The sequence below is a fragment of the Microbacterium sp. NPDC056736 genome, assembly GCF_042790415.1.
Classification (GTDB): Bacteria; Actinomycetota; Actinomycetes; order Actinomycetales; family Microbacteriaceae; genus Microbacterium.
The window spans coordinates 602,690-624,466 of the sequence record NZ_JBHTZE010000001.1 but is presented as its reverse complement, the minus strand read 5'-3'; the positions used below and the strand labels follow the sequence as shown (position 1 = coordinate 624,466).

General features: G+C 71.6%; 24 protein-coding genes. 11 read left to right on the top strand and 13 right to left on the bottom strand.

The window, feature by feature from the left end; translation table 11 throughout:
• Window positions 1-25 precede the first annotated feature (25 nt).
• The gene (locus ACFRAL_RS02900; protein ID WP_336393898.1) at window positions 26-190 is read left to right on the top strand and encodes a hypothetical protein; all 165 of its coding nucleotides are present in this window, start codon (window positions 26-28) and stop codon (window positions 188-190) included.
• A gap of 82 nt (window positions 191-272) precedes the next feature.
• Here the strand turns inward: ACFRAL_RS02900 and ACFRAL_RS02895 are convergent, their stop codons facing one another.
• A complete protein-coding gene (locus ACFRAL_RS02895; RefSeq protein ID WP_336393899.1) occupies window positions 273-1,052 on the bottom strand; it encodes a MerR family transcriptional regulator in 780 nt (259 codons plus the stop codon).
• A 165-nt stretch (window positions 1,053-1,217) separates the two neighbouring features.
• Between ACFRAL_RS02895 and ACFRAL_RS02890 the strand changes: the two genes are divergently transcribed.
• Together ACFRAL_RS02890 and ACFRAL_RS02885 are read left to right on the top strand one after the other, a co-directional pair.
• Window positions 1,218-2,207 carry a DUF4097 domain-containing protein gene (locus ACFRAL_RS02890; RefSeq protein ID WP_378879505.1) on the top strand — a complete coding sequence of 330 codons (990 nt, stop codon included), beginning with the start codon at window positions 1,218-1,220 and terminating at the stop codon, window positions 2,205-2,207.
• Window positions 2,207-2,815: a PadR family transcriptional regulator gene (locus tag ACFRAL_RS02885; protein ID WP_336393901.1), complete on the top strand. Its 609-nt coding sequence runs from the start codon at window positions 2,207-2,209 to the stop codon at window positions 2,813-2,815. The genes ACFRAL_RS02890 and ACFRAL_RS02885 overlap by 1 nt, the downstream gene beginning before the upstream one ends.
• Window positions 2,816-2,890: 75 nt before the next feature.
• Here the strand turns inward: ACFRAL_RS02885 and ACFRAL_RS02880 are convergent, their stop codons facing one another.
• Window positions 2,891-4,216, bottom strand: a complete 1,326-nt coding sequence (locus ACFRAL_RS02880; protein ID WP_378879502.1) for an alpha-L-fucosidase — start codon at window positions 4,214-4,216, stop codon at window positions 2,891-2,893.
• Between the two features lie 103 nt (window positions 4,217-4,319).
• Window positions 4,320-4,859: a universal stress protein gene (locus ACFRAL_RS02875; RefSeq protein ID WP_336393903.1), complete on the bottom strand. Its 540-nt coding sequence runs from the start codon at window positions 4,857-4,859 to the stop codon at window positions 4,320-4,322.
• Window positions 4,860-5,026: 167 nt separating this feature from the next.
• Here ACFRAL_RS02875 and ACFRAL_RS02870 point away from each other — a divergent pair, with 167 nt between their 5' ends.
• Window positions 5,027-5,224: a DUF3073 domain-containing protein gene (locus tag ACFRAL_RS02870; protein ID WP_194397108.1), complete on the top strand. Its 198-nt coding sequence runs from the start codon at window positions 5,027-5,029 to the stop codon at window positions 5,222-5,224.
• Between the two features lie 98 nt (window positions 5,225-5,322).
• On the opposite strand, the gene ACFRAL_RS02865 is transcribed toward ACFRAL_RS02870, so the two are convergent.
• From ACFRAL_RS02865 to purM, 3 genes are read right to left on the bottom strand one after another with little or no spacing between them, the layout of a single operon-like run.
• The gene (locus ACFRAL_RS02865; protein WP_378879497.1) at window positions 5,323-6,552 is read right to left on the bottom strand and encodes an MFS transporter; all 1,230 of its coding nucleotides are present in this window, start codon (window positions 6,550-6,552) and stop codon (window positions 5,323-5,325) included.
• 52 nt (window positions 6,553-6,604) lie between these two features.
• Window positions 6,605-8,065: an amidophosphoribosyltransferase gene (gene purF, locus ACFRAL_RS02860; protein WP_336393905.1), complete on the bottom strand. Its 1,461-nt coding sequence runs from the start codon at window positions 8,063-8,065 to the stop codon at window positions 6,605-6,607.
• A gap of 31 nt (window positions 8,066-8,096) precedes the next feature.
• The gene (gene purM, locus ACFRAL_RS02855) at window positions 8,097-9,263 is read right to left on the bottom strand and encodes a phosphoribosylformylglycinamidine cyclo-ligase (protein ID WP_336393906.1); all 1,167 of its coding nucleotides are present in this window, start codon (window positions 9,261-9,263) and stop codon (window positions 8,097-8,099) included.
• A 131-nt stretch (window positions 9,264-9,394) separates the two neighbouring features.
• Between purM and ACFRAL_RS02850 the strand changes: the two genes are divergently transcribed.
• A complete protein-coding gene (locus tag ACFRAL_RS02850; protein ID WP_336393907.1) occupies window positions 9,395-10,006 on the top strand; it encodes a zinc-binding alcohol dehydrogenase in 612 nt (203 codons plus the stop codon).
• Window positions 10,007-10,017: 11 nt separating this feature from the next.
• Here the strand turns inward: ACFRAL_RS02850 and ACFRAL_RS02845 are convergent, their stop codons facing one another.
• From ACFRAL_RS02845 to ACFRAL_RS02835, 3 genes are read right to left on the bottom strand one after another with little or no spacing between them, the layout of a single operon-like run.
• On the bottom strand, window positions 10,018-10,365 hold the full coding sequence (locus tag ACFRAL_RS02845; protein WP_378879492.1) for a DUF6232 family protein: 348 nt from the start codon (window positions 10,363-10,365) through the stop codon (window positions 10,018-10,020).
• A 7-nt stretch (window positions 10,366-10,372) separates the two neighbouring features.
• Complete coding sequence (locus tag ACFRAL_RS02840; protein ID WP_378879490.1) at window positions 10,373-10,840, bottom strand: hypothetical protein; 468 nt, start codon at window positions 10,838-10,840, stop codon at window positions 10,373-10,375.
• A 52-nt stretch (window positions 10,841-10,892) separates the two neighbouring features.
• A complete protein-coding gene (locus ACFRAL_RS02835; protein ID WP_378879488.1) occupies window positions 10,893-11,261 on the bottom strand; it encodes a sterol carrier family protein in 369 nt (122 codons plus the stop codon).
• A gap of 83 nt (window positions 11,262-11,344) precedes the next feature.
• Between ACFRAL_RS02835 and purD the strand changes: the two genes are divergently transcribed.
• From purD to ACFRAL_RS02815, 4 genes are all read left to right on the top strand, one after another.
• Entirely contained in the window at window positions 11,345-12,619 is a 1,275-nt protein-coding gene (gene purD / locus ACFRAL_RS02830) for a phosphoribosylamine--glycine ligase (protein ID WP_378879486.1), read from the top strand.
• Between the two features lie 92 nt (window positions 12,620-12,711).
• The gene (locus tag ACFRAL_RS02825) at window positions 12,712-13,419 is read left to right on the top strand and encodes a DUF2306 domain-containing protein (protein WP_378879483.1); all 708 of its coding nucleotides are present in this window, start codon (window positions 12,712-12,714) and stop codon (window positions 13,417-13,419) included.
• Window positions 13,420-13,423: 4 nt separating this feature from the next.
• Entirely contained in the window at window positions 13,424-14,548 is a 1,125-nt protein-coding gene (locus ACFRAL_RS02820; protein WP_378879481.1) for a sensor histidine kinase, read from the top strand.
• Window positions 14,545-15,198 (top strand): response regulator, encoded by a 654-nt coding sequence (locus ACFRAL_RS02815; RefSeq protein ID WP_378879479.1) that lies wholly within the window; start codon window positions 14,545-14,547, stop codon window positions 15,196-15,198. Before ACFRAL_RS02820 ends, ACFRAL_RS02815 begins: the two co-directional genes overlap by 4 nt.
• Window positions 15,199-15,243: 45 nt before the next feature.
• Here ACFRAL_RS02815 and ACFRAL_RS02810 read toward each other — a convergent pair whose 3' ends face one another.
• Window positions 15,244-16,341 (bottom strand): fatty acid desaturase family protein, encoded by a 1,098-nt coding sequence (locus ACFRAL_RS02810; RefSeq protein ID WP_378879476.1) that lies wholly within the window; start codon window positions 16,339-16,341, stop codon window positions 15,244-15,246.
• 260 nt (window positions 16,342-16,601) lie between these two features.
• Window positions 16,602-16,760, bottom strand: a complete 159-nt coding sequence (locus tag ACFRAL_RS02805; RefSeq protein ID WP_336393916.1) for a hypothetical protein — start codon at window positions 16,758-16,760, stop codon at window positions 16,602-16,604.
• Window positions 16,761-16,856: 96 nt separating this feature from the next.
• Between ACFRAL_RS02805 and ACFRAL_RS02800 the strand changes: the two genes are divergently transcribed.
• Window positions 16,857-17,828, top strand: coding sequence for a phosphoribosylaminoimidazolesuccinocarboxamide synthase (locus tag ACFRAL_RS02800; RefSeq protein ID WP_378879471.1), 972 nt, complete (start codon window positions 16,857-16,859; stop codon window positions 17,826-17,828).
• Window positions 17,829-17,850: 22 nt separating this feature from the next.
• Here the strand turns inward: ACFRAL_RS02800 and ACFRAL_RS02795 are convergent, their stop codons facing one another.
• Entirely contained in the window at window positions 17,851-19,428 is a 1,578-nt protein-coding gene (locus ACFRAL_RS02795) for a hypothetical protein (protein WP_378879469.1), read from the bottom strand.
• Window positions 19,410-20,270: an ABC transporter ATP-binding protein gene (locus ACFRAL_RS02790; RefSeq protein WP_378879466.1), complete on the bottom strand. Its 861-nt coding sequence runs from the start codon at window positions 20,268-20,270 to the stop codon at window positions 19,410-19,412. Before ACFRAL_RS02790 ends, ACFRAL_RS02795 begins: the two co-directional genes overlap by 19 nt.
• Before the next feature lie 169 nt (window positions 20,271-20,439).
• Between ACFRAL_RS02790 and ACFRAL_RS02785 the strand changes: the two genes are divergently transcribed.
• Window positions 20,440-21,771 carry a uracil-xanthine permease family protein gene (locus tag ACFRAL_RS02785; RefSeq protein ID WP_378879463.1) on the top strand — a complete coding sequence of 444 codons (1,332 nt, stop codon included), beginning with the start codon at window positions 20,440-20,442 and terminating at the stop codon, window positions 21,769-21,771.
• Window positions 21,772-21,777: the final 6 nt, after the last annotated feature.

The window sequence follows — 21,777 nt, the reverse complement described above, 5'->3', positions numbered from 1 at the left end:
CGGACACGCAGAAGGAGAAGATCTCATGAACCTCGCCTTGATCATCATCATCGTCGTCGCGATCATCCTTGCGATCGTGGGCGGTCTGAACTCCGCGCTGAACTGGCTGCTGTGGGTGGCCATCATCGTCGGTGTCATCGCGCTGATCGTGTGGTTGTTCCGAGTGATCAGCGGGAACCGCAGGGCCTGACCCGACCCACTGAGCTGTAGACGGCGGATGCCGCGGCCAGAGCTGGCCGCGGCATCCGCCTGTCTACGGGGTCCGCGCGGGACTACAGGTTCGCCTCCGCGTACACGCGGAGCGCGTCGCGGACGAACTCCGCACCGTGTGTGCCGCCCGAGCTCGTCGCGTAGTTCGCGCCGAAGCGCGGGTCGGCGACGTACATCTCCCCGAGCCCCAGGACGTAGCCCCTCACGTCGCCACCGGGCGTCGCGGCGGGCGTGCCGGGCACGCCCGTCAGCCACTGGACGTGGCGCTTCGCGAGCGCCTGCGCCACGTCACTGTCGGGCGCGATGCCGGACTCCGCCGCGGCGATCCAGTCGCGGCCGAGGTCGGAGACGCGCTGCTGCCACGCGGCCTTCTCCTGCGCGCTCATCGAGCGCCACCACCGGTCGCTGTCCGCGTAGGCCTGCGTGCCCCAGCGCTCTACGACCTCGTCCTTGTACTGCGTGTGGTCGAAGCCGTCGAACATGTTCTCTGCCATCAGTCGTTCACCTCCTCTCAATGCGCTGATCGTGCTCTCGACCGACGCGATCTGCCGCGTCAGCCGGTCCTGCTCCTGCCGCAGCCACGCGAGGTGAGTCTCCAGCGCGTGCGCTTCGGACGCCTCGCGATCGAGCACCTCTCCGATCTGCGGCAGCCCCAGTCCGAGCTCGCGCAGCAGCAGGATGCGCTGCAGGCGCACGAGCGCGGCCTGGTCGTAGTGGCGGTAGCCGTTGTGGCCCACGCTCGACGGCGCGAGCAGCCCGATGTCGTCGTAGTGACGCAGCGTTCTGCTGGTCGTTCCGGCGAGCTTGGCGATCTGCTGGATCGACCACTCGTGATCCGTCATGACCTCTTCCCCTCTCTCGTGCCGTCCCTGATCACGGTAAAGGTTGACGCTGCGTCAAGGTCAAGCCGAATGATCGCTGTACTTTCTTGACATGGTCGCGATATATCGTGTTACTCTTCAGACACGATATATCGCGAATACCCCAGACAGGCAGGAGAAGCAGCCATGACCCTGGAGAAGTGGATCATCCACCCGGGCGAGACGCGCGTCATCGACATCGAAGCCGTTCGCTCGCTCAAGATCGGCCTCGTCGGCGGACAGGTCGACGTCGTCGCCCACGACGAGCCGGGCATCCGGATCGAGGTGCACGACGTCACCGTCAAGGACCTCCGCATCGAGGTCACCGAGGACCAGGTCGAGATCGACCACCCGCAGCTGCGCTGGGACAACTTCCTCGAGGTGTTCCGCAACTTCGGCGCCGGCGGTCCCAAGGCCGAGATCAGCGTCGCCGTGCCCCGCGACGTCGCGCTCACCCTGGGCGTGGTCAGCGCGAGCGCCCTCGTCACCGGCCTCCAGGCCGGCGCCGCACTGAACACCGTCTCCGGCGACATCCTGGTCGACGGCCTCACCGGCGACCTCTCGGTCAACGCCGTCTCGGGCGACGTCCAGGTGCGCGGGCTTGTCGGCGGCCTCAACGCCAACAGCGTCTCGGGCGACGTCGCGGCGACCGGCTCGCTGCGCAAGGCCGCCGTCGACACCGTGTCGGGCTCCGTGCTGGTCGACTCCTCCGGCGAGATCCACTCCGTCGGTCTCAACACCGTCAGCGGCAGCTCCACCGTACGGCTGGACGAGGGCTACCCGGCCAACTACGTCATCCGCAGCGTCAGCGGCCGCGTGCAGATCGACGGCGTCGTGCGCTCCGGCCAGGGCACCGGCCCGACGACCAACTACGCCGGTTCGGTGGGCGAGCTGAGCGGCAACTTCGCCGACGTGCGGGCCCACAGCGTCTCGGGCGACATCACCGTGCTCCGCCGCGCGGCCGCCCAGATGACGGATGCCCCGGCCGCGGCCTCCGTCGGCACGACGCCGGCCGCTCAGGCTCCCGTCGCGGGCTCCGAGGCTCCGGCCGAGGCGTACGGCGGCGACAGCACCGCGGACACCCCGTTCGGAACCGACCGGCAGGCCGAGGCCGGCGCCGACCGGGAGGAGCTGTGATGGCCCCGGTCTTCTCCCACGGCGACCTGCGCCTGTACCTGCTGAACCTGCTCGATGAAGGGCCCCGACACGGCTACGACATCATGCAGGCCCTGTCGGACCGCACCGGAGGCACCTACACCCCGAGCGCCGGCACGATCTATCCGCGACTGGCGAAGCTCGAAGAGGAGGGCCTCGTGACGAAGTCCGTCGACGGCCGCAAGACCGTCTACTCGATCACCGAGGCAGGCCACGCCGAGGTACAGGCCCGCGCCGGCGAGCTCGAGGGCATCGAGGCGGGTCTCGCCGACTCGGTGCGGCTCATCGCCGACGAGGTGCGCGGCAGCGTCCGCGAGGCCATGAAGAGCCTGCGGGCGGATCTCGCCGCCGCTTCCCGCGAGGAGCGCGAGACCACACCGCAGCGTCCGCGCGAGGACGACCCGCGCGTCCGCAGCCGTGAGCAGGTGCAGCGGCTCGACGCGCTCGTGAACGAGTTCCGCGCGAACCTGCGCGGTGACGTCCGCGTCCATGTCGCCCGTGGCGGCGAGCTCGCCTCCACGGTGGTGGACCAGGTCGCCGGCGAGCTCGACCGCATCGCGCGCGACGTGACACGCGCGCTGCGAGGCTGAGCCGCGGCATCCGCTGAACGCGAGAGGGTGGGCCCCGTCCCGGGAGCCCACCCTCTCGTCGTGCGTGCGCCCCGATCAGCGCCGCGCGAACGCCACCGCCGCCGGGCCGCCGTCGACGCCGCCGACGCGCAGGATCGCGTCGTCGCCGTCGCGCTCGACCACCAGGTCGCCCGACAGCACGCGGGAGCGGTCGAAGTCCACGCTGTCACGGCCGAGCCGGTGGTCGCCGGTCCCGTCGAGGAAGACGATGCGCTCCGACGGCGTCCACCACTCCCGCATCCAGCGCCCATCGGACGACTGCGGGCTCTCGCGGCGGATCGTGGTCTCGGACGCCTCGGCCACCGCCCGCTTCCAGTCGCCGAACCCGCGCAGCGACTCCTGCTGCAGTTCCGGGATGATCCCCTCCGCGGTGGGCCCCACGTTCAGCAGCAGCCGGCCGCCCTTGGCCACGACGTCGATCCAGTGCTTGGCCAGACTGGTCGAGTCCAGGATCTCCTTGGGCGACTCGAGCTTGTTGTATCCGAACGACCACCCCAGGCCGCGGTTGTTCTCCCAGACCTCCTTGGCCTCGTTCTCGCGTCCGGCCGAGTACTCCGTGGTCGCGAAGTCGGAATGCGTATCGCCCCACCGGTCGTTGACGACGCCCTCGGGATTCGCCTCGTAGTACTGCGCGAACAGCTCGTACAGCCCGTCCTTGCCGAAATGCTTGCCGGCGTCGGGCCAGTTGATGTCGTTCCACAGCACGTCGGGGCGATAGCGGTCGATGAGATCGCGTACGTGGGCGAGCGCGTAGTAGTTGTACGCGGCGTCGTTGGGACGAATCGAGTGCACCTCCGGGCCCGACCGGTGAGGCGGCAGATCGCTCACCGACCAATCGAGCCCGCCCGAGTAGTAGACGCCGAACCGCATCCCCTTCGCGCGGACCGCGTCCGCGATCGCGCCGATCAGGTCGCGCTGCGGGCCGCGCCGGACGGTGTTGCGCGAAGCCGTCCCGGGGGCGTCCCACAACGCGATGCCGTCATGGTGCTTCGTGGTCGGTACGACGTACTCCGCCCCCGCGTGGGCGAACAGCTCCGCCCACGCCCCCGGATCGAAGCGCTCGGCCTTCCACTGGTCGAGGAAGTCGTCGTACGGTGCATCTCCGTGGACGGTGCGGTGATGCTCCTGTGCCGGGCTGCCGTCGATCCGGATGGTGTTGAAGTACCACTCCGCGTACGGGTTGTGGGCGAACCACTGGTCGTCCGGTACCTCGCCGAGCGCGCCGATCGGCTCGGCCCACGCGGGCACGGAGTACGCACCCCAGTGGATGAAGACTCCGAACTTCGCCTTCGCGAACCATTCGGGCAGCGGGCGCGACAGATCGTCCCAGCTCTCATCGGTCACGGCATCCTCGACTTTCATCCGATGTATCGTCCTCAATCTTGGACATATCGGGAAAGCGAGTCAACAGTGCGGCCTAAACATCCGCTCTTTCGACGATGGCCCGGCGCTGGACCGACGGGCGTCAGGCGGGCCAGATCTCCTCGTCGTCGGGCACCGGTTCGCCCAGCGGCACCACCAGGATCGGGCGGTGCTGCCGATGCGCGAGGCGGGCGCCGACCGAGCCGGTGAAGAACTCGCGGACCGATTCACCGAACCCGCGCTTGCGGGTGCCGACCACGAGCAGCCGGGCGTCGATCTCGTCCGCCAGGTGCTTGAGCGCCATCGCCGGGTCGCCGACGAGCTGGCGCACGGTCCAGTCCACGCCGGAGTCGGCGAGGACGGCTGCCGCGGCATCCTGGACGCTCGTCAGGTCACCCTCGCCACCGGTGATGTTCATGTCGATGGGCGCCGAGTGGACGTAGCCGTCGGGGTCCTCGTAGGTGACGAAGCGGGTGACGTCGACGTGGACGACCGCCAGCGGCGCCCGGAGGAGCTTCGCGTACCGAGCGGCCTCTTTGAGGACCCGCGGCGACTGGTCGGGGATCACTCCCGCGATCACCGCCCCGTGCAGGCTCGCGTTGCTGCTGTCGTCGACTTCGGGCTCGGATGCCTCGTCGGTCATACGTCCGTGCTCCTCCCGCACCACTGGGGCCGGAACCGCCGGGGTGCGGGGGCTCCGTGTTATCCTGAATGCTACTCTTACCGGCTCGAAGCCGGATTCGTGAATGCCCGGGTTGCGCGGCGGAAAGCCCGCAGAAAAGCCCGCGACTCTAAATGAGGGGGTCTCGCATGGGGCGTGGCCGTCAGAAGGCGAAGCACACCAAGATCGCCCGAGAGCTGAAGTACGACACGTACAGCGTGAACTACTCGGCGCTCGAGCGCGAGCTCGGTCACCACAGCGAAGACGAGTACGTCGACAAGTGGGCGGACCAGTACAACGACGAGGACGAGGACGAGACCTCGCCCGTCTCGTCGTCGCAAGCCTGAGCGCTCGTGCGAGGCGGTCACGCCTCACCGCGCTCTGAGACGACCCCGCGCGCTGCGGTGCGCGGGGTTCGTCGTGCTCGGGGCCGATCCGGGCGCGGTCACCACGCGCCGTGGGGCCGGGACCAGTCGTCTTCGACGGTGTGCCGCCGCGCCGCCACCGCGCCCGCCGGGATGGCGGCGGCGACGACGCACGCGAGCACGATGAGGGGGCCGGTCCACGAACCGGTCGCGTCGTGCAGCAGGCCGATGCCCACCGGGAACAGCGCGGCGATCGCGTAGCCGCCGCTCTGCACGAACCCGCTGAGAGCGACCGCGCCCTCGTGCGTGCGCGTGCGCAGCCCCACGAGCACGAGGACCACCGGGAACAGCAGCGGCGCGAGCCCGATCAGCACGACCCACAGCCACGGCGCCGCTGTGGGCGCGAACAGCAGGCCCGCGATGCCGGCGAAGCCGGTGACGACGGCGACGCCGAAGAGCGCGCGGGTCGCGTTCAGACGTGTCACCAGCAGCGGCACGACGAGGGATGCCGGCAGCCCCATGAACCCGAAGAGCGAGAGCAGCGCGCCCGCCGTGGCGGGGGTGACGCCCGCGATCTCGACGAGCATCTTCGGCATCCACGCGAACGAGGTATACGCGATCGTGCTCGAGACGGCGAACGCGACCAGCAGCGCCCACGCCAGCGGAATGCGCCACATCCGCCCGAACACGCGAGGACTCGCCTGCTCGATGTCGTCGTCGGCTCCGTCGGCATGGCGGCGCAGCGCAAGTGCGATCCACGGGATCGTCGCGATGAGGGCGAAGACCGCCCACAGTCCCAGCGAGGCGTGCCAGTCCGTGGCATCCGCCACCGGCACCGCGACGAGGGCGGGCAGGAACGTCGACACCGCCATCGTCGTGGAGAACACCGTCGTCATGAGCCCGATGCGGTCGGGGAAGTAGCGCTTCACGAGCGGCGGCAGCAGGATGTTGCCCGTCCCGACGGCCGCGAAGACGAACGCCGTGCCGGCCAGCAGCAGCCCCGAGCTGGGCGCGAGGCTGCGCGCGACGAGGCCGACCGCCACGACCGCCATCGCCACCACGGCGAGCCGCTCGAGCCCGAACCGGCGCTCGAGCGCCGGGGTGAGCAGGCCGAACACGGCGAAGCACACCGGCGGGGCGGTGCCGATCAGGCCGATCACCGCGGCCGGCAGCGCGAAGTCCGCCGAGATGTGGTCGAAGAGCGGCGACAGCGAGGCCACGGCCGACCGCAGCGAGAACGCGAACAGCACGATGCCGACGAGGGCGAGGGTTCGCCCCTGCCAGAGCGGGCGGGCAGGGGACGATGTCACTCGTACAACCCTAGAGCCGGCGCCGATGCCCTCGGCGCGCCGGCCGACGGGCTCAGCTCTCCTGGGAGCCCTCCACCCACGCGAGATACTCGTCGGTGACGGTGCCGGTGATGTACCGGCCGTCGAAGCAGCTCATGTCGAGATCCTCGACGTCGGACCCCTCGAGGATCGCGGCCTTCAGGTCGTCGACCTCCTGGTAGACCACGAAGTCCGCGCCCAGCTCCTGCGCGATCTCGGGGATCGTCCGGCCGTGCGCGACCAGCTCGTGCCGCGAGGGCATGTTGATGCCGTAGACGTGCGGGTAGCGCACCGGCGGCGCCGCCGAGGCGAACGTGACGCTCTTGGCACCGGCATCCCGCGCCATCTGGATGATCTCCTTCGACGTCGTGCCGCGCACGATGGAGTCGTCGATGAGGAGCACGTTCTTGCCCTTGAACTCGGTCGACATGGCGTTGAGCTTCTGCCGCACGCTCTTCTTCCGCACCGCCTGCCCCGGCATGATGAACGTCCGCCCGATGTACCGGTTCTTGTAGAAGCCCTCGCGGTACTCCACGCCCAGCTTGCGCGCGACCTGCATCGCCGCCGGCCGCGAGGAGTCGGGAATGGGCATGACCACGTCGATCGCCTCGCGCGGCGTGTACTTCGCGATGGTGTCGGCGAGGCGGTCTCCCATGCGCAGGCGCGCCTCGTACACCGAGATGCCGTTCATGACCGAGTCCGGACGCGCGAGGTACACGTACTCGAACGAGCACGGCACCAGCTGCGGGTCGCTCGCGCACTGGCGGGTGTGAAGGTTGCCTTCGAGGTCGATGAAGACCGCTTCGCCCGGGTCGACGTCGCGCACGACCTCGAACTCGCCGTTCTCCAGCACGAGCGACTCGCTCGTGACGACCCACTCGTAGTGGCCGTCCGCGTTCTTGCGCGTGCCGAGGATGAGGGGACGGATGCCGAACGGATCGCGGAACGCCAGCAGACCGTACCCCGCGATCAGCGCGATCGCCGCGTACGATCCCTCGACGCGCTCGTGCACGCGCGTGACCGCCTGGAACACCTGCTCGGGGTCGAGCTCGAGTCCCGAGATCGAGGACTGCAGCTCGTTGGCCAGCACGTTCACCAGCAGCTCGGTGTCGGAGCTGGTGTTGAGGTGGCGGCGGTCCTTGTGGAACAGCTCCTCGGTCAGCTCGCGCGTGTTGGTGAGGTTGCCGTTGTGCACCATGACGATGCCGTACGGCGCGTTGACGTAGAAGGGCTGCGCCTCCTCCTCATTCGACGCGGTGCCCTTGGTCGCGTAGCGCACATGGCCGAGGCCGATCTCACCGAGGAGCGCGCGCATGTCGCGGGTGCGGAACGACTCGCGCACCTGGCCCCGCGTCTTGTGCATGTGCACGACCCCATGACGCTCGGCCGTGGCGATGCCGGTGGAGTCCTGACCGCGGTGCTGCAGGAGGAGGAGGGAGTCGTAGATCTCCTGATTGACGGACCCGCGGCCCACCATCCCGACGATTCCGCACATGGGTGTTGCCTGCTCCGTAAGGTCGTGCGACTCAGCGGGCCGTGTGGCTCGCGTGCGCCTGGTGGTCTGAATAGGCGCCGACGAGACGCACCGCGCCGCCGTCGACTCCCTTTGCGCCCTGCTCCCACTCGCCGTCCGGCCGGGCGCCGCCGCGGACGACGCCGACCTGCCAGGTCGCGATGCCGCCGAGGGAGAGAGCGGATGCCGCCGCCTCGGCCTTGTCGGCCGCCACGACGGCGAGGAAGCCGATGCCGAGGTTCCAGGTGCCCTCGGTCGACTCGAGGTCGAGGTCGCCCAGGTCGGCGAGGACGCGGAAGACGGGGGAGGGCGACCACGTCGAGCGGTCGACCTCGACCCACGTGCCCTGCGGCAGCACGCGGGCGAGGTTCGCCGCGATGCCGCCGCCGGTGACATGGCTGAGCGCGTGCACGCGGTCGCCGTGATCGGCGATGAGCCGCAGGAGCGGCTTGGTGTACAGGCGCGTCGGCTCGAGGAGGGCCTCGCCCCACGTCGCGCCGAAGTCGGCGGCGTTGTCGCCGTACTGCACGCCGGCGCCGGTGACGATGTGGCGCACCAGCGAGTAGCCGTTGGAGTGCAGGCCCGAGCTCGCGAGCGCCAGCACCACGTCGCCTTCGCGCACCCGCTCGGCGCCGAGCACGCGGTCGGCCTCGACAACACCGGTCGCGGCGCCCGCGACGTCGTAGTCGTTGACGCCGAGCAGCCCGGGGTGCTCCGCCGTCTCGCCGCCGACCAGGGCGGTGCCCGTCTCGGCGCAGCCGGCGGCGATGCCGCGGACGATGTCGGCGATGCGCTCGGGGAACACCTTGCCGCAGGCGATGTAGTCGGTCATGAACAGCGGCTTGGCCCCGACGACGACGATGTCGTCGACGACCATGCCGACGAGGTCCTGGCCGATCGTGTCGTGCTTGTCGATCGCCTGCGCGATGGCGACCTTGGTGCCGACGCCGTCGGTGCTGGTGGCCAGCAGCGGCTTGTCGTACGCCTTGAACGCGCTGGCGTCGAAGAGCCCGGCGAAGCCGCCGACGCCTCCGAGCACCTCGGGTCCGTGCGTGCGGCGGACGGCCGACTTCATCAGCTCCACGGCGAGGTCGCCGGCGGCGGTGTCGACGCCCGCAGCGACGTACGGGTTCACCGGCTGTTCGGGGCGTGAAGGGGCGTCGCGTTCGGAGGAGGCCACGGCTACCAGCCTACCGGCGGCGTGGCTGGGCGGATGCCGGGGTTACGGGTCGCTCCCCCGGCGCCGATCGGCACCCTGATCGTTGCCCGCGCCCCGGTCCGGACGTCGCGGGGCGGATCTATGATGTCCGCATGGGCGGCACCGGTGCACCGGAGTGGCTGATCCGCGAAGACGCAGGTCAGCCGGTTCTCCTCGCCCTCTATCTGCGCCAGGTGCTCGGCATCCGCTCTCCCGAGGAGCTGCCCCACCTGCGCGGAATCCCCCTGCGCGCCAACGACCGCTCCGACGAGGCGCAGGCGACGCTCGAACGCCAGTGGCGGGAGTTCTGGGCGATGACCGTCGAACCGCAGGCGCACCCGTCGCCGGTTCCGCTCCAGCTCGTCGACGGGTTCGACATGGCGCTCGCCCTGCCGGTCGAGGGCTGCGACGACCTGCGGCACGCGTTCACGCCGCATGCCGCCGACGCCATGGCCTTCGCGAAGGCCGCCCACGAGCGCTACCGCAAAGAGGCGTCGCACAGCACCGGCACCGCCTACCGGGCGTATGCGGGCGCCATCGCCGAGCACGAGCGGCAGGTGGGCCGCCGGGCGCACTCGTTCGAACTCAATGTCCAGGTGCTGCCGCTGAATCAGCGGGGCGTGTGGTGGATCGGCTCCCTCACGATCGCCGTCACCGACGGCCTGCGCGGCGACGTCGCCGCCTTCGACGCGGCGATCCACCCGATCATCGCCGAGCTGGCCTGAAAAGCCCGAGCTCAGCGGCGATCCTCGTCTGCGCCGGACTGCGGGTCGACCTGCACCGACGCGTGGTCGACCGAGACCTCGTGCGTGTGGCGGCGCGATCGACGGTCGAGGAGCAGCGCGACCAGGGCGCCGAGCACGATGCCGACGGGCGCGCAGATGAGCGCCAGGAAGCCGAAGACCTGGGTCTGCGAGTACTCCACGCCGGTGTTCGGGCTCACCTGCGACGTGCCGTCGAAGGCGAAGGTGAGGATCATCGCGACCAGGAGGCCCAGCGCGGCGCCGGCGATGAGGAAGACCGAGATCTTCGGGGCCCGCCGCACGCGCAGCGTCTCGACGCGGTCCTGGCTGTGCTCGGGCATGTCTCCATTATCCCTTCGGCCGGCGGCCGCTCGGGCCGTCGGGCCGGTCGGTCTCGATGTCCTCGGCGTCCCGCACCCACTGCGGCACGTCGTCGGTGACCGGAGAGACGAGGTCGTCGCTGAGGCTCGTGGCGTGCTCCGCGATGACCGAGCGACCGCGGCTGCTCACCACGCGGTCGAGCACGATGACGACGAGGCCCGCGACGAGGAGCCCGAACCCGACGCAGATGACGGCGAAGACGCCGAACACGCGCAGGTAGCCCGAGGCGCCCGTGGAGAGCGGGCCGCCCGGCTCCTCGGACACGGCGGCCGCTGCCGTGAGGACGCCCGCCGTCACCAGGCCGAGGACGATGCCCGAGATCATGATCCGCCCGATGCGCGGGGCGCGACGGACCCCGACGGACTCCCACTCCTCGTGGATGACGTGCTCGTCGGGGTCGTCGTCGCCGGCTGCGCCGGTGCGCGCGCGGGTCATGGTGCCATTGTCCCACCGCGGGACGGGCGCGTCTCGGGGTCCTCGCCCGGGCTCAGGGGCGCAGCGGCAGCAGGTGGGAGATGTCGGCGCGGGTGCCCGAGGCGACGATGCGGCCGGCGGAGGAGGCATCCGCCCAGTGCTCCGCCCCCGTCGCCACTGCGATCCAGGTCCCGGGATCGGTCTCGACGACGTTCGGTGGGGTTCCGCGGGTGTGCCGTGGCCCCTCGACCACCTGCACCGCGCCGAACGGAGGCACGCGCACCTCGACCGAGTTGCCCGGCGCCTTCTCGGCGAGCAGCTGCAGCAGGTAGCGCACGGCCGTGGCGCGGTCGGTGCGGGAGGCGGGGACGGATGCCGCGCCCGCCGCCGCGACGGCCTGCAGGGCCGCGCGGCCGTCGTCGGTGGAGATCTTGCGGGCCACGACCCCACGCTACGCGTGTCGCGTGCCGGCGGAATCCTCGACGACCCGAAACGCGGCGGAGCGCCCTCGGTAGGCTGGACGGCGTGAAGATCCTGGTTCTCGGCTCTGGCGCGCGGGAGCACGCCATCATCCTCGCGCTGCGGTCCGAGGAGACCGAGCACGAGATCTTCGCCGCCCCCGGCAACGCCGGCATCGCGCAGGACGCCCAGCTCGTATCGCTCGACGCGAACGACCCGGTCGCCGTCACCGACTTCGCGATCGAGAACGACATCGCGCTCGTCGTGATCGGCCCGGAGGCTCCGCTGGTCGCCGGGGTGGCCGATGCGGTGCGCGAACGCGGCATCCCGACGTTCGGGCCCGGCAAGGCGGCCGCGCAGCTGGAGGGCTCGAAGGCCTTCGCCAAGCGCATCATGGAGGCGGCGGGCGTGCCGACCGGCCGCGCGGTGCGGGCGTACTCGCGCGCCGACGTCGAGGCCGCGTTGGACGAGCTCGGCGCTCCGCACGTGGTCAAGGCGGACGGACTGGCCGCCGGCAAGGGGGTCATCGTCACGTCCGACCGCGACGAGGCGCTCGCCCACGCCGACCAGTACCTCCCCTCGGGCCCGGTGCTCGTCGAGGAGTACCTGGACGGTCCCGAGGTGTCGCTCTTCTTCCTCAGCGACGGCGACCACGTGCTGCCGCTGAGCCCCGCGCAGGATTACAAGCGCCTCCTCGACGGCGACGAGGGACCGAACACCGGCGGCATGGGCGCGTACTCGCCGCTGCCGTGGCTCGACGGCAGGTTCGGCAGCGAGCGGGAGTTCGTCGACCTCGTGACCCGCGACGTCGCCGAACCGGTCATCCGCCAGCTGGATGCCGAGGGCACGCCGTTCATCGGGCTGCTCTACGCCGGCCTCATCCTCACCGACGGCGGCGTGAAGGTCATCGAGTTCAACGCCCGCTTCGGCGACCCCGAGACGCAGGTGGTGCTCCCCCGGCTCGTCGACCCGCTGTCGGAGCTGCTGCTGGCTGCGGCATCCGGCACCCTCGAGGACTCCCCCCGTCCGGCGTTCGCCACCGACGTGGCCGTCACCGTGGTGGTGGCCAGCGAGGGCTATCCCGCCGCGCCGGTGACCGGCCGCGAGCTCACGGGGCTGCGCGAGGCGTCGGCGGTGCCCGGCGTCCACCTCGCACACGCCGCCACGGCCGAGACCGACGGCGGGCTCGTGGCCACCGGCGGCCGCGTGCTCAACGTGGTCGGGATCGGGACGACGTTCATGGAGGCGCGCGAGCGCGTCTACCGTGCGCTCGGCCAGATCGAGCTCGAGGGCGGGCAGCACCGCACCGACATCGCCGCCCGGGTCGCCGAAGGGCTCTGACCCGGCCGCGGCCCCGCATCGGCCGAAAGGACGAGGCCGGTCGGTCCCGACGGCCGATGTGCCGTGGCATCCGTCACCGCCACCATGGCGGCATGACGACCTCCACCTCCCTCCCACGCACCCGGCGGCGCGCGCCCGAGTGGCTCGTGCCCGCGGGCCTCATCGCCCTGAGCCTCGTGCCGGTCGCGGCCGGCTCGGCGCGCCTCACGCAGCTCGCGACCTCCGCCGGCGTGACCGCCGACAACGTCCGGTTCTTCGACGCGCCGGTGCCGATCGTCGCGCACATCGTCGGCTCGACCGTGTTCCTGGTGCTGGGCGCGCTGCAGTTCGCGCCGTCGCTGCGGCGCCGGCGCTGGCACCGCGTGGCCGGGCGCATCGTCGCGCCGGCCGGGCTGGTGTCGGCGCTGTCGGCGCTGTGGATGACGGTGTCGTACCAGATGCCGGCCGCGGTGGCGGGGCCGGGGCTCGCCGCCGTGCGCATGGTGCTCGGCGTCACGATGGCGGCGGCGATCGTGGCCGCCTTCGTCGCGATCCGCCGCGGCGACGTCGGCACGCACAGCGCGTGGATGACGCGCGCGTACGCGATCGGCCTCGGCGCCGGCACGCAGGTCGTCGTGTTCCTCCCGTTCACGCTCCTGATCGGGGCGCCCACGCCTGTCGGCTACACGCTTCTCATGACCGCGGGGTGGGTGATCAACCTCGTGGTCGCCGAGATCGTCATCCGCCGGCGGGCCCGCACCGGCGCGCGGCGGACGGGGGCACGGGCCACGGCGGCGCCGACCGGCGCACGCCTATCATGAGGGCATGACGAGCCCGGTCCGCGCGCTCTGGGACGCGCCCGCGGCGACTCCGGCACCGCCCCCGCGCGTGTGGCGCGACGGGGTGCTCGTCGCGGTGATCCCCCTGCTCGCTGTGGTGGAGGCATCCGTGCGCCCCGACGTGCCGTCGCGCTGGGTGTGGGCCGTCGTGCTCGCCGCCCTCGCGCCCACGCTGCTGTGGCGGCGCACGCGCCCGTTCATGATGCTCGCGATCGCCTTCGCCGTCGGCACCGCGGTCGGCTTCATCGTCGGCGGCGATCCGCAGCTGTACACGACCGCCTACTTCCTGATCCTGCTGTACGCGGTGTTCCGCTGGGGCTCCGGGCGGGCGATGCTCGCGGGCGGCGCGCTCGTGGCCGCCGGCATGGCGCTCACCGCCGCCGGGTCGGCCCCATCGCCGCCCGACGCGGTGGGCGGCGCCGCCGTCGCGGTCACCACGGCGACGCTCGGACTCGCGATGCGCTGGCGTCGGCGGGCACGCAGCCGCGAGCTCGAACAGGTGCGGCTGCTCGAGCGCGAGCAGCTCGCGCGCGATCTGCACGACACCGTCGCGCACCATGTCTCGGCGATCGCGATCCAGGCGCAGGCCGGCACCGCCGTGGCCGCGACCGATCCGGGCGCGACCGCGCAGGTGCTCCAGGCGATCGAGGCCGAGGCCTCGCAGACGCTGCGCGAGATGCGCGCCATGGTGGGCGTGCTCCGCGCGGACGCGCCGGTGGCGCCCGCACCCGGCCTCGCCGGGATCGCGGACCTGGCGCAGACGGATGCCGCCGGCCCGGCCGTCGCCGTGCACCTCGACGGCGACCTCGACACGGTGCCCCCGGCGGTGGGCGCCGCGGTGTTCCGCCTGGCCCAGGAAGCGGTGACGAACGCGCGGCGCCACGCCCGCGACGCGACCCGCGTCGAGGTCGGCGTCGACGTCGACGCGGCGGGGGTGCGGCTGTCGGTCCGTGACGACGGCGGGAGCGCGGCATCCGCGCCTCCCGGATTCGGGATCACCGGCATGCGCGAGCGGGCAGCGCTCCTCGGCGGCACGTGCGAGGCCGGCCCGGCGCCGGGCGGCGGGTGGGCCGTCACGGCGACGCTCCCGCGCAGGGGGTGGGGATCATGACCGTGCGCGTGCTCGTCGCCGACGATCAGGACCTCGTGCGCACCGGACTGCGCATGATCCTCGACGTGCAGCCCGGCATCGAGGTGGTGGGCGAGGCCGCCGACGGCCGCGAGGCCGTCGCGCTCACGCGGAGCCTGCGCCCCGACGTGTGCCTGTTCGACATCCGCATGCCGGTGATGGACGGCCTGGAGGCGACGCGCACGGTGGCGGGTCCGGACGTCGCCGACCCGACGCCCGTCGTCGTGATCACGACCTTCGACCTCGACGAGTACGTCTACGCCGCCCTCCGCGCGGGCGCCCGCGGCTTCCTGCTGAAGGACGCCGGTCCGGTCCTGCTCGCCGAGGCCGTGCGCGCGGCCGCGCGCGGCGACGCGCTCATCGATCCGAACGTCACCGTCCGCCTCATCGAGACGTTCGCCGGCGCGGCGCCGACGCCTCCGCCTCCGCCGTCCAGCCCCCTCACCGACCGCGAGGAGGCGGTGCTCGCCGGTGTCGCCCGCGGGCTCGGCAACAGCGAGATCGGCGACGAGCTGCACGTCTCCCTCAGCACCGTGAAGACCCACCTGGGAAGCATCATGGCCAAGCTGGGCGCGCGCAACCGCGTCGAGCTCGCGATCTGGGCGCACGAACGCGGCCGGTCGCGCGACTGAGCCCCAGCGTCAGTCCCGCGCCGGCCGCGCCGCCGCGCCCGCTGATCACACCGCCGCCCGCTGCTGCAGCAGCGGGCACTGGAAGGGATCGCGCTCCCCCAGTCCGACACGGTTGATGTACCGCGTGACGATGCGGTACGACTCGAGCAGGCCGGTCTCGGTGTAGTGCACGCCGTGGGCCTGGCAGTAGTCCTTGATCATGCCCGACGCCCTCCGCAGGTGCGGCCGGGGCATCGAGGGGAAGAGGTGGTGCTCGATCTGGTAGTTGAGCCCGCCCATGGCGACGTCGAGCAGGCGGTTCCCGCGGATGTTGCGGCTCATCAGCACCTGCCGGCGCAGGAAGTCGAGCTTGACGGATGCCGGCACCAACGGCATGCCCTTGTGGTTCGGCGCGAACGACAGCCCCATGTAGACGCCGAAGATCCCCAGCTGGACGGCGAGGAACACCGCCGCGATGCCCGGCGAGAGCACGATGAAGACGAGGGCGAGGTATCCCCCGATCCGCATCGCCAGGAAAGAGCCCTCCACCGCCCGGTGGCGCAACGGCTCACGCGAGAGCACCCGCCGCACGCTCGACGCGTGCAGCGACAGCCCTTCGAGCAGGAGGATCGGGTAGAAGAAGACGCCCTGGTGCGCCATCACCCAGCCGAGCACCGGGCCGTACCGGCGAGCGCGGCGGTCGACCTGGTCGGGGGTGACCGACACGACCGGCAGCTCGATGTCGGGATCGGAGCCGATCTTGTTGGGGTTGGCGTGGTGGCGGGTGTGCTTGTGCTGCCACCACCCGTAGCTCATCCCGACGAGGAGGTTGCCGAGGATGAGCGACGTCCAGTCGTTCCAGCGGCCCGAGACGAAGATCTGCCGGTGCGCCGCGTCGTGGCCGAGCATCGCGATCTGCGTGAACAGGATCGCGAGCGCCGCGGCGGTGAACAGCTGCCACCAGGTGTCGCCGATGAGGACGAAGCCGGCGACCGCCGCCGCCAGCACCACCACGGCGCCGATGAGCTTCGTCCAGTAGTAGCCGTAGCGGCGGTGCATCAGCCCGCTCGCGGCCACGACCTTCGCCAGCCCGGTGAAGTCGTTGGGCGGCCGGTCGGTCCGGGCAGCAGTCGCCCGGATGCCGGTGGTGGGTTGTCCGGTCATGTCGTCGACCCCGATCCTCGAGCCGCACCGATGCGGCGGCGACGTCGGGGTCCAGGACGTCCTGGCCACAGGCTACGCCCATTGCGCCGCCCGCGGGGGCCGCGTGCGGGCACTTCACAGGCACGATGCCGAGTACACCGGCGGACGAAAGGACGGACGCCGGCGTCGCTGGCTGGGGAGACGAGCGACGCCGGCGTCCGGATGACGCTGGGCTCTGTTTCGATGGGGCCCGAGCGTCCGGAAAACCCGAGCTGGGGGACTCAGGTCTGACGACGTATGAAGCGCATCAGCCAGGCGATCACCGCGATGACGATGATGACGAGGCCGATCCACAGCAGGAACTGGACCGCTTCGACGAGCACGCCCAGCAGCAGCAGGACGATTCCGACGATGAGCAGGGTCACTGCGAGTCCGGTCATGCAAGCCATCCTCCGCGGCCGTCTCCCGCGGGCCAACCTCTTGACAACCGTGCCCTCGCGGGTTTAGCCCGGGTCGGGCTCCGCGATAATGGGCGGGTGACGGACACGAATCCCACCCCGCTCGAACTCCCCGGCTGGCGCCACGTCTACTCGGGCAAAGTGCGGGACCTGTACGTCCCCGGCGACGCGGCCGAGGGCGCGCCCGCCGGGCGCATGCTCGTCGTCGCCAGCGACCGCGTCAGCGCCTTCGACCATGTGCTCTCGCCCGGCATCCCCGGCAAGGGGACGCTGCTGACCACGCTCAGCCTGTGGTGGTTCGACCGCCTCGCGGGAGCGGACGGCGGGCGCGGCATCCCGAACCATCTCGCGGCCTCGCACACGCTCACGCTCGGCGGCGACGGCGAGGCGAACACGCGCGACGACCTGCAGAACCTCATCCCGGATGCCGTCATCGGCCGGGCCATGGTCGTGAAGAGCCTCGACATGCTGCCCATCGAGTGCGTGGTGCGGGGCTACCTCACCGGGTCGGGCTGGGCCGAGTACCGCGAGAGCGGCACGGTGTGCGGCATCGCGCTCCCGGACGGGCTGTCCAACGGCGACCGGCTGCCGGAGCCGATCTACACCCCCGCCTACAAGGCCCCCTTGGGCGAGCACGACGAGAACATCTCGTTCGAGCGCACCGTCGAGCTCGTCGGGGGCGAGCGCGCGAGCGAGCTGCGCGACCTGTCGCTCGAGATCTACGCGCGCGCCGCCGCGACCGCCGAGGCGCACGGCGTGATCCTCGCCGACACGAAGTTCGAGTTCGGCCTCGACGAGAACGGCGTGCTGACCCTCGCCGACGAGGTGCTCACGAGCGACTCGTCGCGGTACTGGGATGCCGAGACCTGGGCGGCGGGCACCACGCCCGCGGAGCGCATGGCGAGCTTCGACAAGCAGATCGTGCGCGACTGGCTCGCCGCGAACTGGGCGCCGCCGCGCGACGGTGAGCCGCCGGCTCTGCCGGCCGACATCGTCGAGCGCACCGCCGACCGCTACCGCGAGCTTCTCGAGCGCCTCACCGCCGCCTGACGCCCGGCGCGGCATCCGCCCGTCACGCGTTCTTCATCGCCTTCAGCCGCGCCAGCAGCGTCGGACCGGTCCGATCGAGCATCGATCCGCCGATGAGGATGCCGCCGATCAGGACCGCCGTCCCCAGCACGAGGCCGACCGCGCATGCGATCCAGCTGAGCGCCGCGTCGTCGGTGAAGAACCCGATGATCCCGAGGATGCCGGCGGGCGCCGACAGCGCGACGGCGATCAGCCAGATGCCGAAGAACGCCATGCCCTGCAGGAACGTGGTGCCGGGCACCCGCTTGAACGGGTTGTCGCCGGATGCCGCGACCGGCACGACGAGCTGCGCCGACGTGAGCGCACAGACGCCGTAGCAGGTGAAGAGGATGCCGACCGACATGCCCAGGATGCCCGGGAACCGGCTCCACTCGCCCGAGAAGACGAAGGGGATGATCGCGGCGAGCAGCACGAGCGGCAGGGCGACCGCCGCAGCGGCGAGGCTGCGCCCCAGCCGGTCCGCCCGGCCCGGCGCGCCGGTGGCGAGCTCGGTCCCGAACGCGGTGCCGTCGTACGAGATGTCGGCGTACACGACGATGCCGATCACGATCGCGATGATCGGGCCCGAGAACGACAGCGCCACGAGCGGCTCGCCGTCACGGGCGTAGAACCACAGCAGCACCGGCACCAGGGGCGCCCCGACCAGCTGGCGGAGGTAGCGGGGGTCGCGCGTCCAGTACGTCAGCGCCCGCGCGAAGACGGCACCCGCGGCGCCGGTCGGCACGCGGCCGAACCATCCGATCGATCCCGCGCGCACCGCGGCGGCCGACGTGTGCCGCGGGCGGACCAGCGAGCGGCCGAGAGCTGCGCGCCACAGCAGCCACAGCAGCCCGAGCGTCGCGAGGGCGATCAGCAGCCGGGCGCCCGCGCCGGCGGGGTCGCCCGCCGCGGCGGCGGCCGGCACGGCCCACGCCGCGCCGAGCGGCGTCCAGCCGAGGATCGGCACCAGCTCGGCGAGCGTGTCGGCGTTCACCGCGAACCCGGTCGCCACACCGGCGATGATGGGTCCCGCGAGGATCAGCGGGATGAGGATGACGGTGCCCGACACCTCCCGGAAGCGCCGCCCGCTCCCGAGCCCGGCCGCGAGGGTCGCGACCGCGCGCGACGCGACCACGGCCGTGAGGACCGCGACCGGCGTGCTCACGATCCACGCGGCGACGGCCGCCGGCCAGTGCGCCCAGGTCGCGACCGTCGCAACCGCTGCCACCGAGGTGATGATGCCCGGGATGCCGGTGACCGCCGCCACCGCCAGCGCGACCATCATGCGCGACAGCGACATGGGGAACACCACCAGGCGGTCGGGGTCGAGCGTCGTGTCGACGCCGAAGGCGAGGAGGGGGATCAGCGCCCACCCGAGGGTCACGAGCGATCCGGCGCCCACGATGACGGCGGAGGCCGGCGCGAGACCCGCGAACCCGAGCAGCACCAGTCCGACGACGATGGCCACCAGCAGTCCGAGTCCGTACAACGCGCCGAAGACGAAGCCGACGAGCTGCCAGGGGCTGCGCCCGAGCTGGTTGCCCAGCACGCGGAAGCGCAGCCTCAGGAGCGTCGCAACCATTCCGGCCCTTCCGTGTGGCGCCGCCCGCCGACGAGCTCGACGAAGCGGTCCTGGAGCGACTGCCCCGCCCGCACGTCCTCGACGCTTCCGGCCACGAGGAGGCGGCCGGCGGCGACGATCGCCACGTGGTCGCACATGCGCTGCACGAGGTCCATGGAGTGGCTCGAGATGATGACCGTTCCGCCACCGGCGACGTACCCGGTGAGGATGTCCTGGATGTTGGCCGCCGAGACGGGATCGACGGACTCGAACGGCTCGTCCAGGACCAGGAGGCGCGGAGCGTGGACGAGGGCGCAGGCGAGCGCGATCTTCTTGGTCATGCCCGCCGAGTAGTCGACGACCATCGTGCCCGCGGCATCCGTCATGTCCATCAGCGCCAGCAGATCGGCGGTGCGCTGCGCGATCTCGTCGTGCGGCAGGCCGAACAGGAGCCCGTTGTAAGTGACGAGCTGCTCGCCGGTCAGGCGGTCGAAGAGCTTCACGCCGTCGGCGAGGTTGCCGAGCATGCGCTTGGCCGCGACCGGCTGCTGCCACACGTCCACGCCGTGCACGATCGCCCGGCCGGCGTCGGGCGCGAGGAGGCCGGTCGCCATCGAGAGGGTCGTCGTCTTGCCCGCGCCGTTGGGCCCGACCAGCCCGTAGAACGACCCCGTCGGCACTCGCAGGCTCAGGTCGGCGACCGCGACCTTCTGCCCGAAGCGCTTGTGGAGCCCGACGAGCTCGAGGGCCGCGGTGTCCTCACCCGGGGTGGAGACGCGGTCGGCCGCGGGGGTCTCGGACGCGCGTGCGGAGGTGTCGGCGGGCGGGCCCGCGGGCGCGGGGGGATTCGCGGGATCGCTCACGTATCTCCGTCGTTCGGCAGGGCGGGCGCCGGTGCGCGCCGGGCAGGATCCAGCCTCTCGGATGCCACGCCCCCGGGCAACTCGCGGCGCCGGGCCGCTCGTGCGCGAGGCGGGTCATCCCCGCCGCTATCGTGATCCTCGCACCATCCCCCGAGCGCAAGGAGCGCGCATGCCTTTGTGGACCCTGCACGGCAACGGCCGTACCGTCGAACCCGGCACGGTCGTGAAGCCCGACGAGAGGCTGAACTGGCCCGCCACCGTCGCGATCGGCGCGCAGCACGTCATCGCGATGTTCGGCGCCACGTTCCTGGTGCCGGTGCTGACGGGCTTCCCCGTCTCGACGACGCTGCTCTTCTCGGGCCTCGGCACGCTGCTGTTCCTCCTCGTCACGAAGAACCGGCTCCCCAGCTACCTCGGGTCCTCGTTCGCGTTCATCGCGCCGGTGACCGCCGCGACCGCGTCGCAGGGCATGGGATCGGCCCTCGCCGGCATCGTCGCGGTCGGCGTCCTGCTCGCCGCCGTCGGCTTCGTCGTGCAGTTCGCGGGTCTGCGATGGATCGAGAGGCTCATGCCGCCGGTCGTCGCCGGTGCCATCGTCGCCCTCATCGGCTTCAACCTCGCGCCGGTCGCGTGGGACAGCTACCAGCAGGCCCCCGTCACGGCGACCATCACGCTCGTCGCCGTCATCCTGTTCAGCGTGCTGTTCCGCGGCTTCCTCGGTCGCATCTCGATCTTCCTCGGCGTGATCGTCGGCTATCTCGTCGCGCTCGTGCGCGGCGAGGTCGACTTCACGGCCGTGAACGACCTCGTCGCCGAGGGACAGTGGGTCGGTCTCCCGGTCTTCCACTTCCCCACGTTCGGCTCGCCGGGCACCTGGAGCGTCATCGCGATGTTCCTGCCGGTCGTCCTCGTGCTCATCGCCGAGAACGTCGGTCACGTGCGCGGCGTCGCGACGATGACCGACGCCTCCGTCAACCGGTACACCGGCCGGGCGCTCATCGCCGACGGCGCGGCCACCGTGCTCGCGGGCACCTTCGGCGGCTCTGGCACCACGACCTACGGCGAGAACATCGGAGTCATGGCCGCGACGCGCGTGTACTCGACGGCCGCGTACTGGGTGGCCGGCATCTTCGCCGTCCTGCTGTCGCTCTCGCCCGTCGTCGGAGCGGTGTTCAACTCGATCCCGGCGGGTGTGCTCGGCGGCGTCACGACCGCGCTCTACGGTCTCATCGGCATCATCGGCATCAAGATCTGGGTCGACAACCGCGTGGACTTCTCGCGCCCGGTGAACCAGTACACCGGAGCCGTGGCCCTCGTGATCGCGATCGCCGGCTTCACCATGCAGTGGGGCGAGTTCCAGCTCGGCGCCATCGTCATCGGCGCGGCGGCAGCGCTGCTGATCTACCACGTGGGCAACGCCATCGCCCGCTGGCGCCGGACCGGTGCCGACGACGGCGGCCCGATCCCCGCGGTCGGCCAGCTCGGCGGCGACCCCCAGTAGCCCGAC

Coding starts and splice junctions, on each gene's coding strand:
- ACFRAL_RS02900 (WP_336393898.1), top strand. CDS start 26: ATGAACCTCGCCTTGATCATCATCATCGTCGTCGCGATCATCCTTGCG.
- ACFRAL_RS02895 (WP_336393899.1), bottom strand. CDS start 1,052: ATGACGGATCACGAGTGGTCGATCCAGCAGATCGCCAAGCTCGCCGGA.
- ACFRAL_RS02890 (WP_378879505.1), top strand. CDS start 1,218: ATGACCCTGGAGAAGTGGATCATCCACCCGGGCGAGACGCGCGTCATC.
- ACFRAL_RS02885 (WP_336393901.1), top strand. CDS start 2,207: ATGGCCCCGGTCTTCTCCCACGGCGACCTGCGCCTGTACCTGCTGAAC.
- ACFRAL_RS02880 (WP_378879502.1), bottom strand. CDS start 4,216: ATGAAAGTCGAGGATGCCGTGACCGATGAGAGCTGGGACGATCTGTCG.
- ACFRAL_RS02875 (WP_336393903.1), bottom strand. CDS start 4,859: ATGACCGACGAGGCATCCGAGCCCGAAGTCGACGACAGCAGCAACGCG.
- ACFRAL_RS02870 (WP_194397108.1), top strand. CDS start 5,027: ATGGGGCGTGGCCGTCAGAAGGCGAAGCACACCAAGATCGCCCGAGAG.
- purF (WP_336393905.1), bottom strand. CDS start 8,065: ATGTGCGGAATCGTCGGGATGGTGGGCCGCGGGTCCGTCAATCAGGAG.
- ACFRAL_RS02850 (WP_336393907.1), top strand. CDS start 9,395: ATGGGCGGCACCGGTGCACCGGAGTGGCTGATCCGCGAAGACGCAGGT.
- ACFRAL_RS02845 (WP_378879492.1), bottom strand. CDS start 10,365: ATGCCCGAGCACAGCCAGGACCGCGTCGAGACGCTGCGCGTGCGGCGG.
- ACFRAL_RS02840 (WP_378879490.1), bottom strand. CDS start 10,840: ATGACCCGCGCGCGCACCGGCGCAGCCGGCGACGACGACCCCGACGAG.
- ACFRAL_RS02825 (WP_378879483.1), top strand. CDS start 12,712: ATGACGACCTCCACCTCCCTCCCACGCACCCGGCGGCGCGCGCCCGAG.
- ACFRAL_RS02820 (WP_378879481.1), top strand. CDS start 13,424: ATGACGAGCCCGGTCCGCGCGCTCTGGGACGCGCCCGCGGCGACTCCG.
- ACFRAL_RS02815 (WP_378879479.1), top strand. CDS start 14,545: ATGACCGTGCGCGTGCTCGTCGCCGACGATCAGGACCTCGTGCGCACC.
- ACFRAL_RS02810 (WP_378879476.1), bottom strand. CDS start 16,341: ATGACCGGACAACCCACCACCGGCATCCGGGCGACTGCTGCCCGGACC.
- ACFRAL_RS02805 (WP_336393916.1), bottom strand. CDS start 16,760: ATGACCGGACTCGCAGTGACCCTGCTCATCGTCGGAATCGTCCTGCTG.
- ACFRAL_RS02795 (WP_378879469.1), bottom strand. CDS start 19,428: ATGGTTGCGACGCTCCTGAGGCTGCGCTTCCGCGTGCTGGGCAACCAG.
- ACFRAL_RS02785 (WP_378879463.1), top strand. CDS start 20,440: ATGCCTTTGTGGACCCTGCACGGCAACGGCCGTACCGTCGAACCCGGC.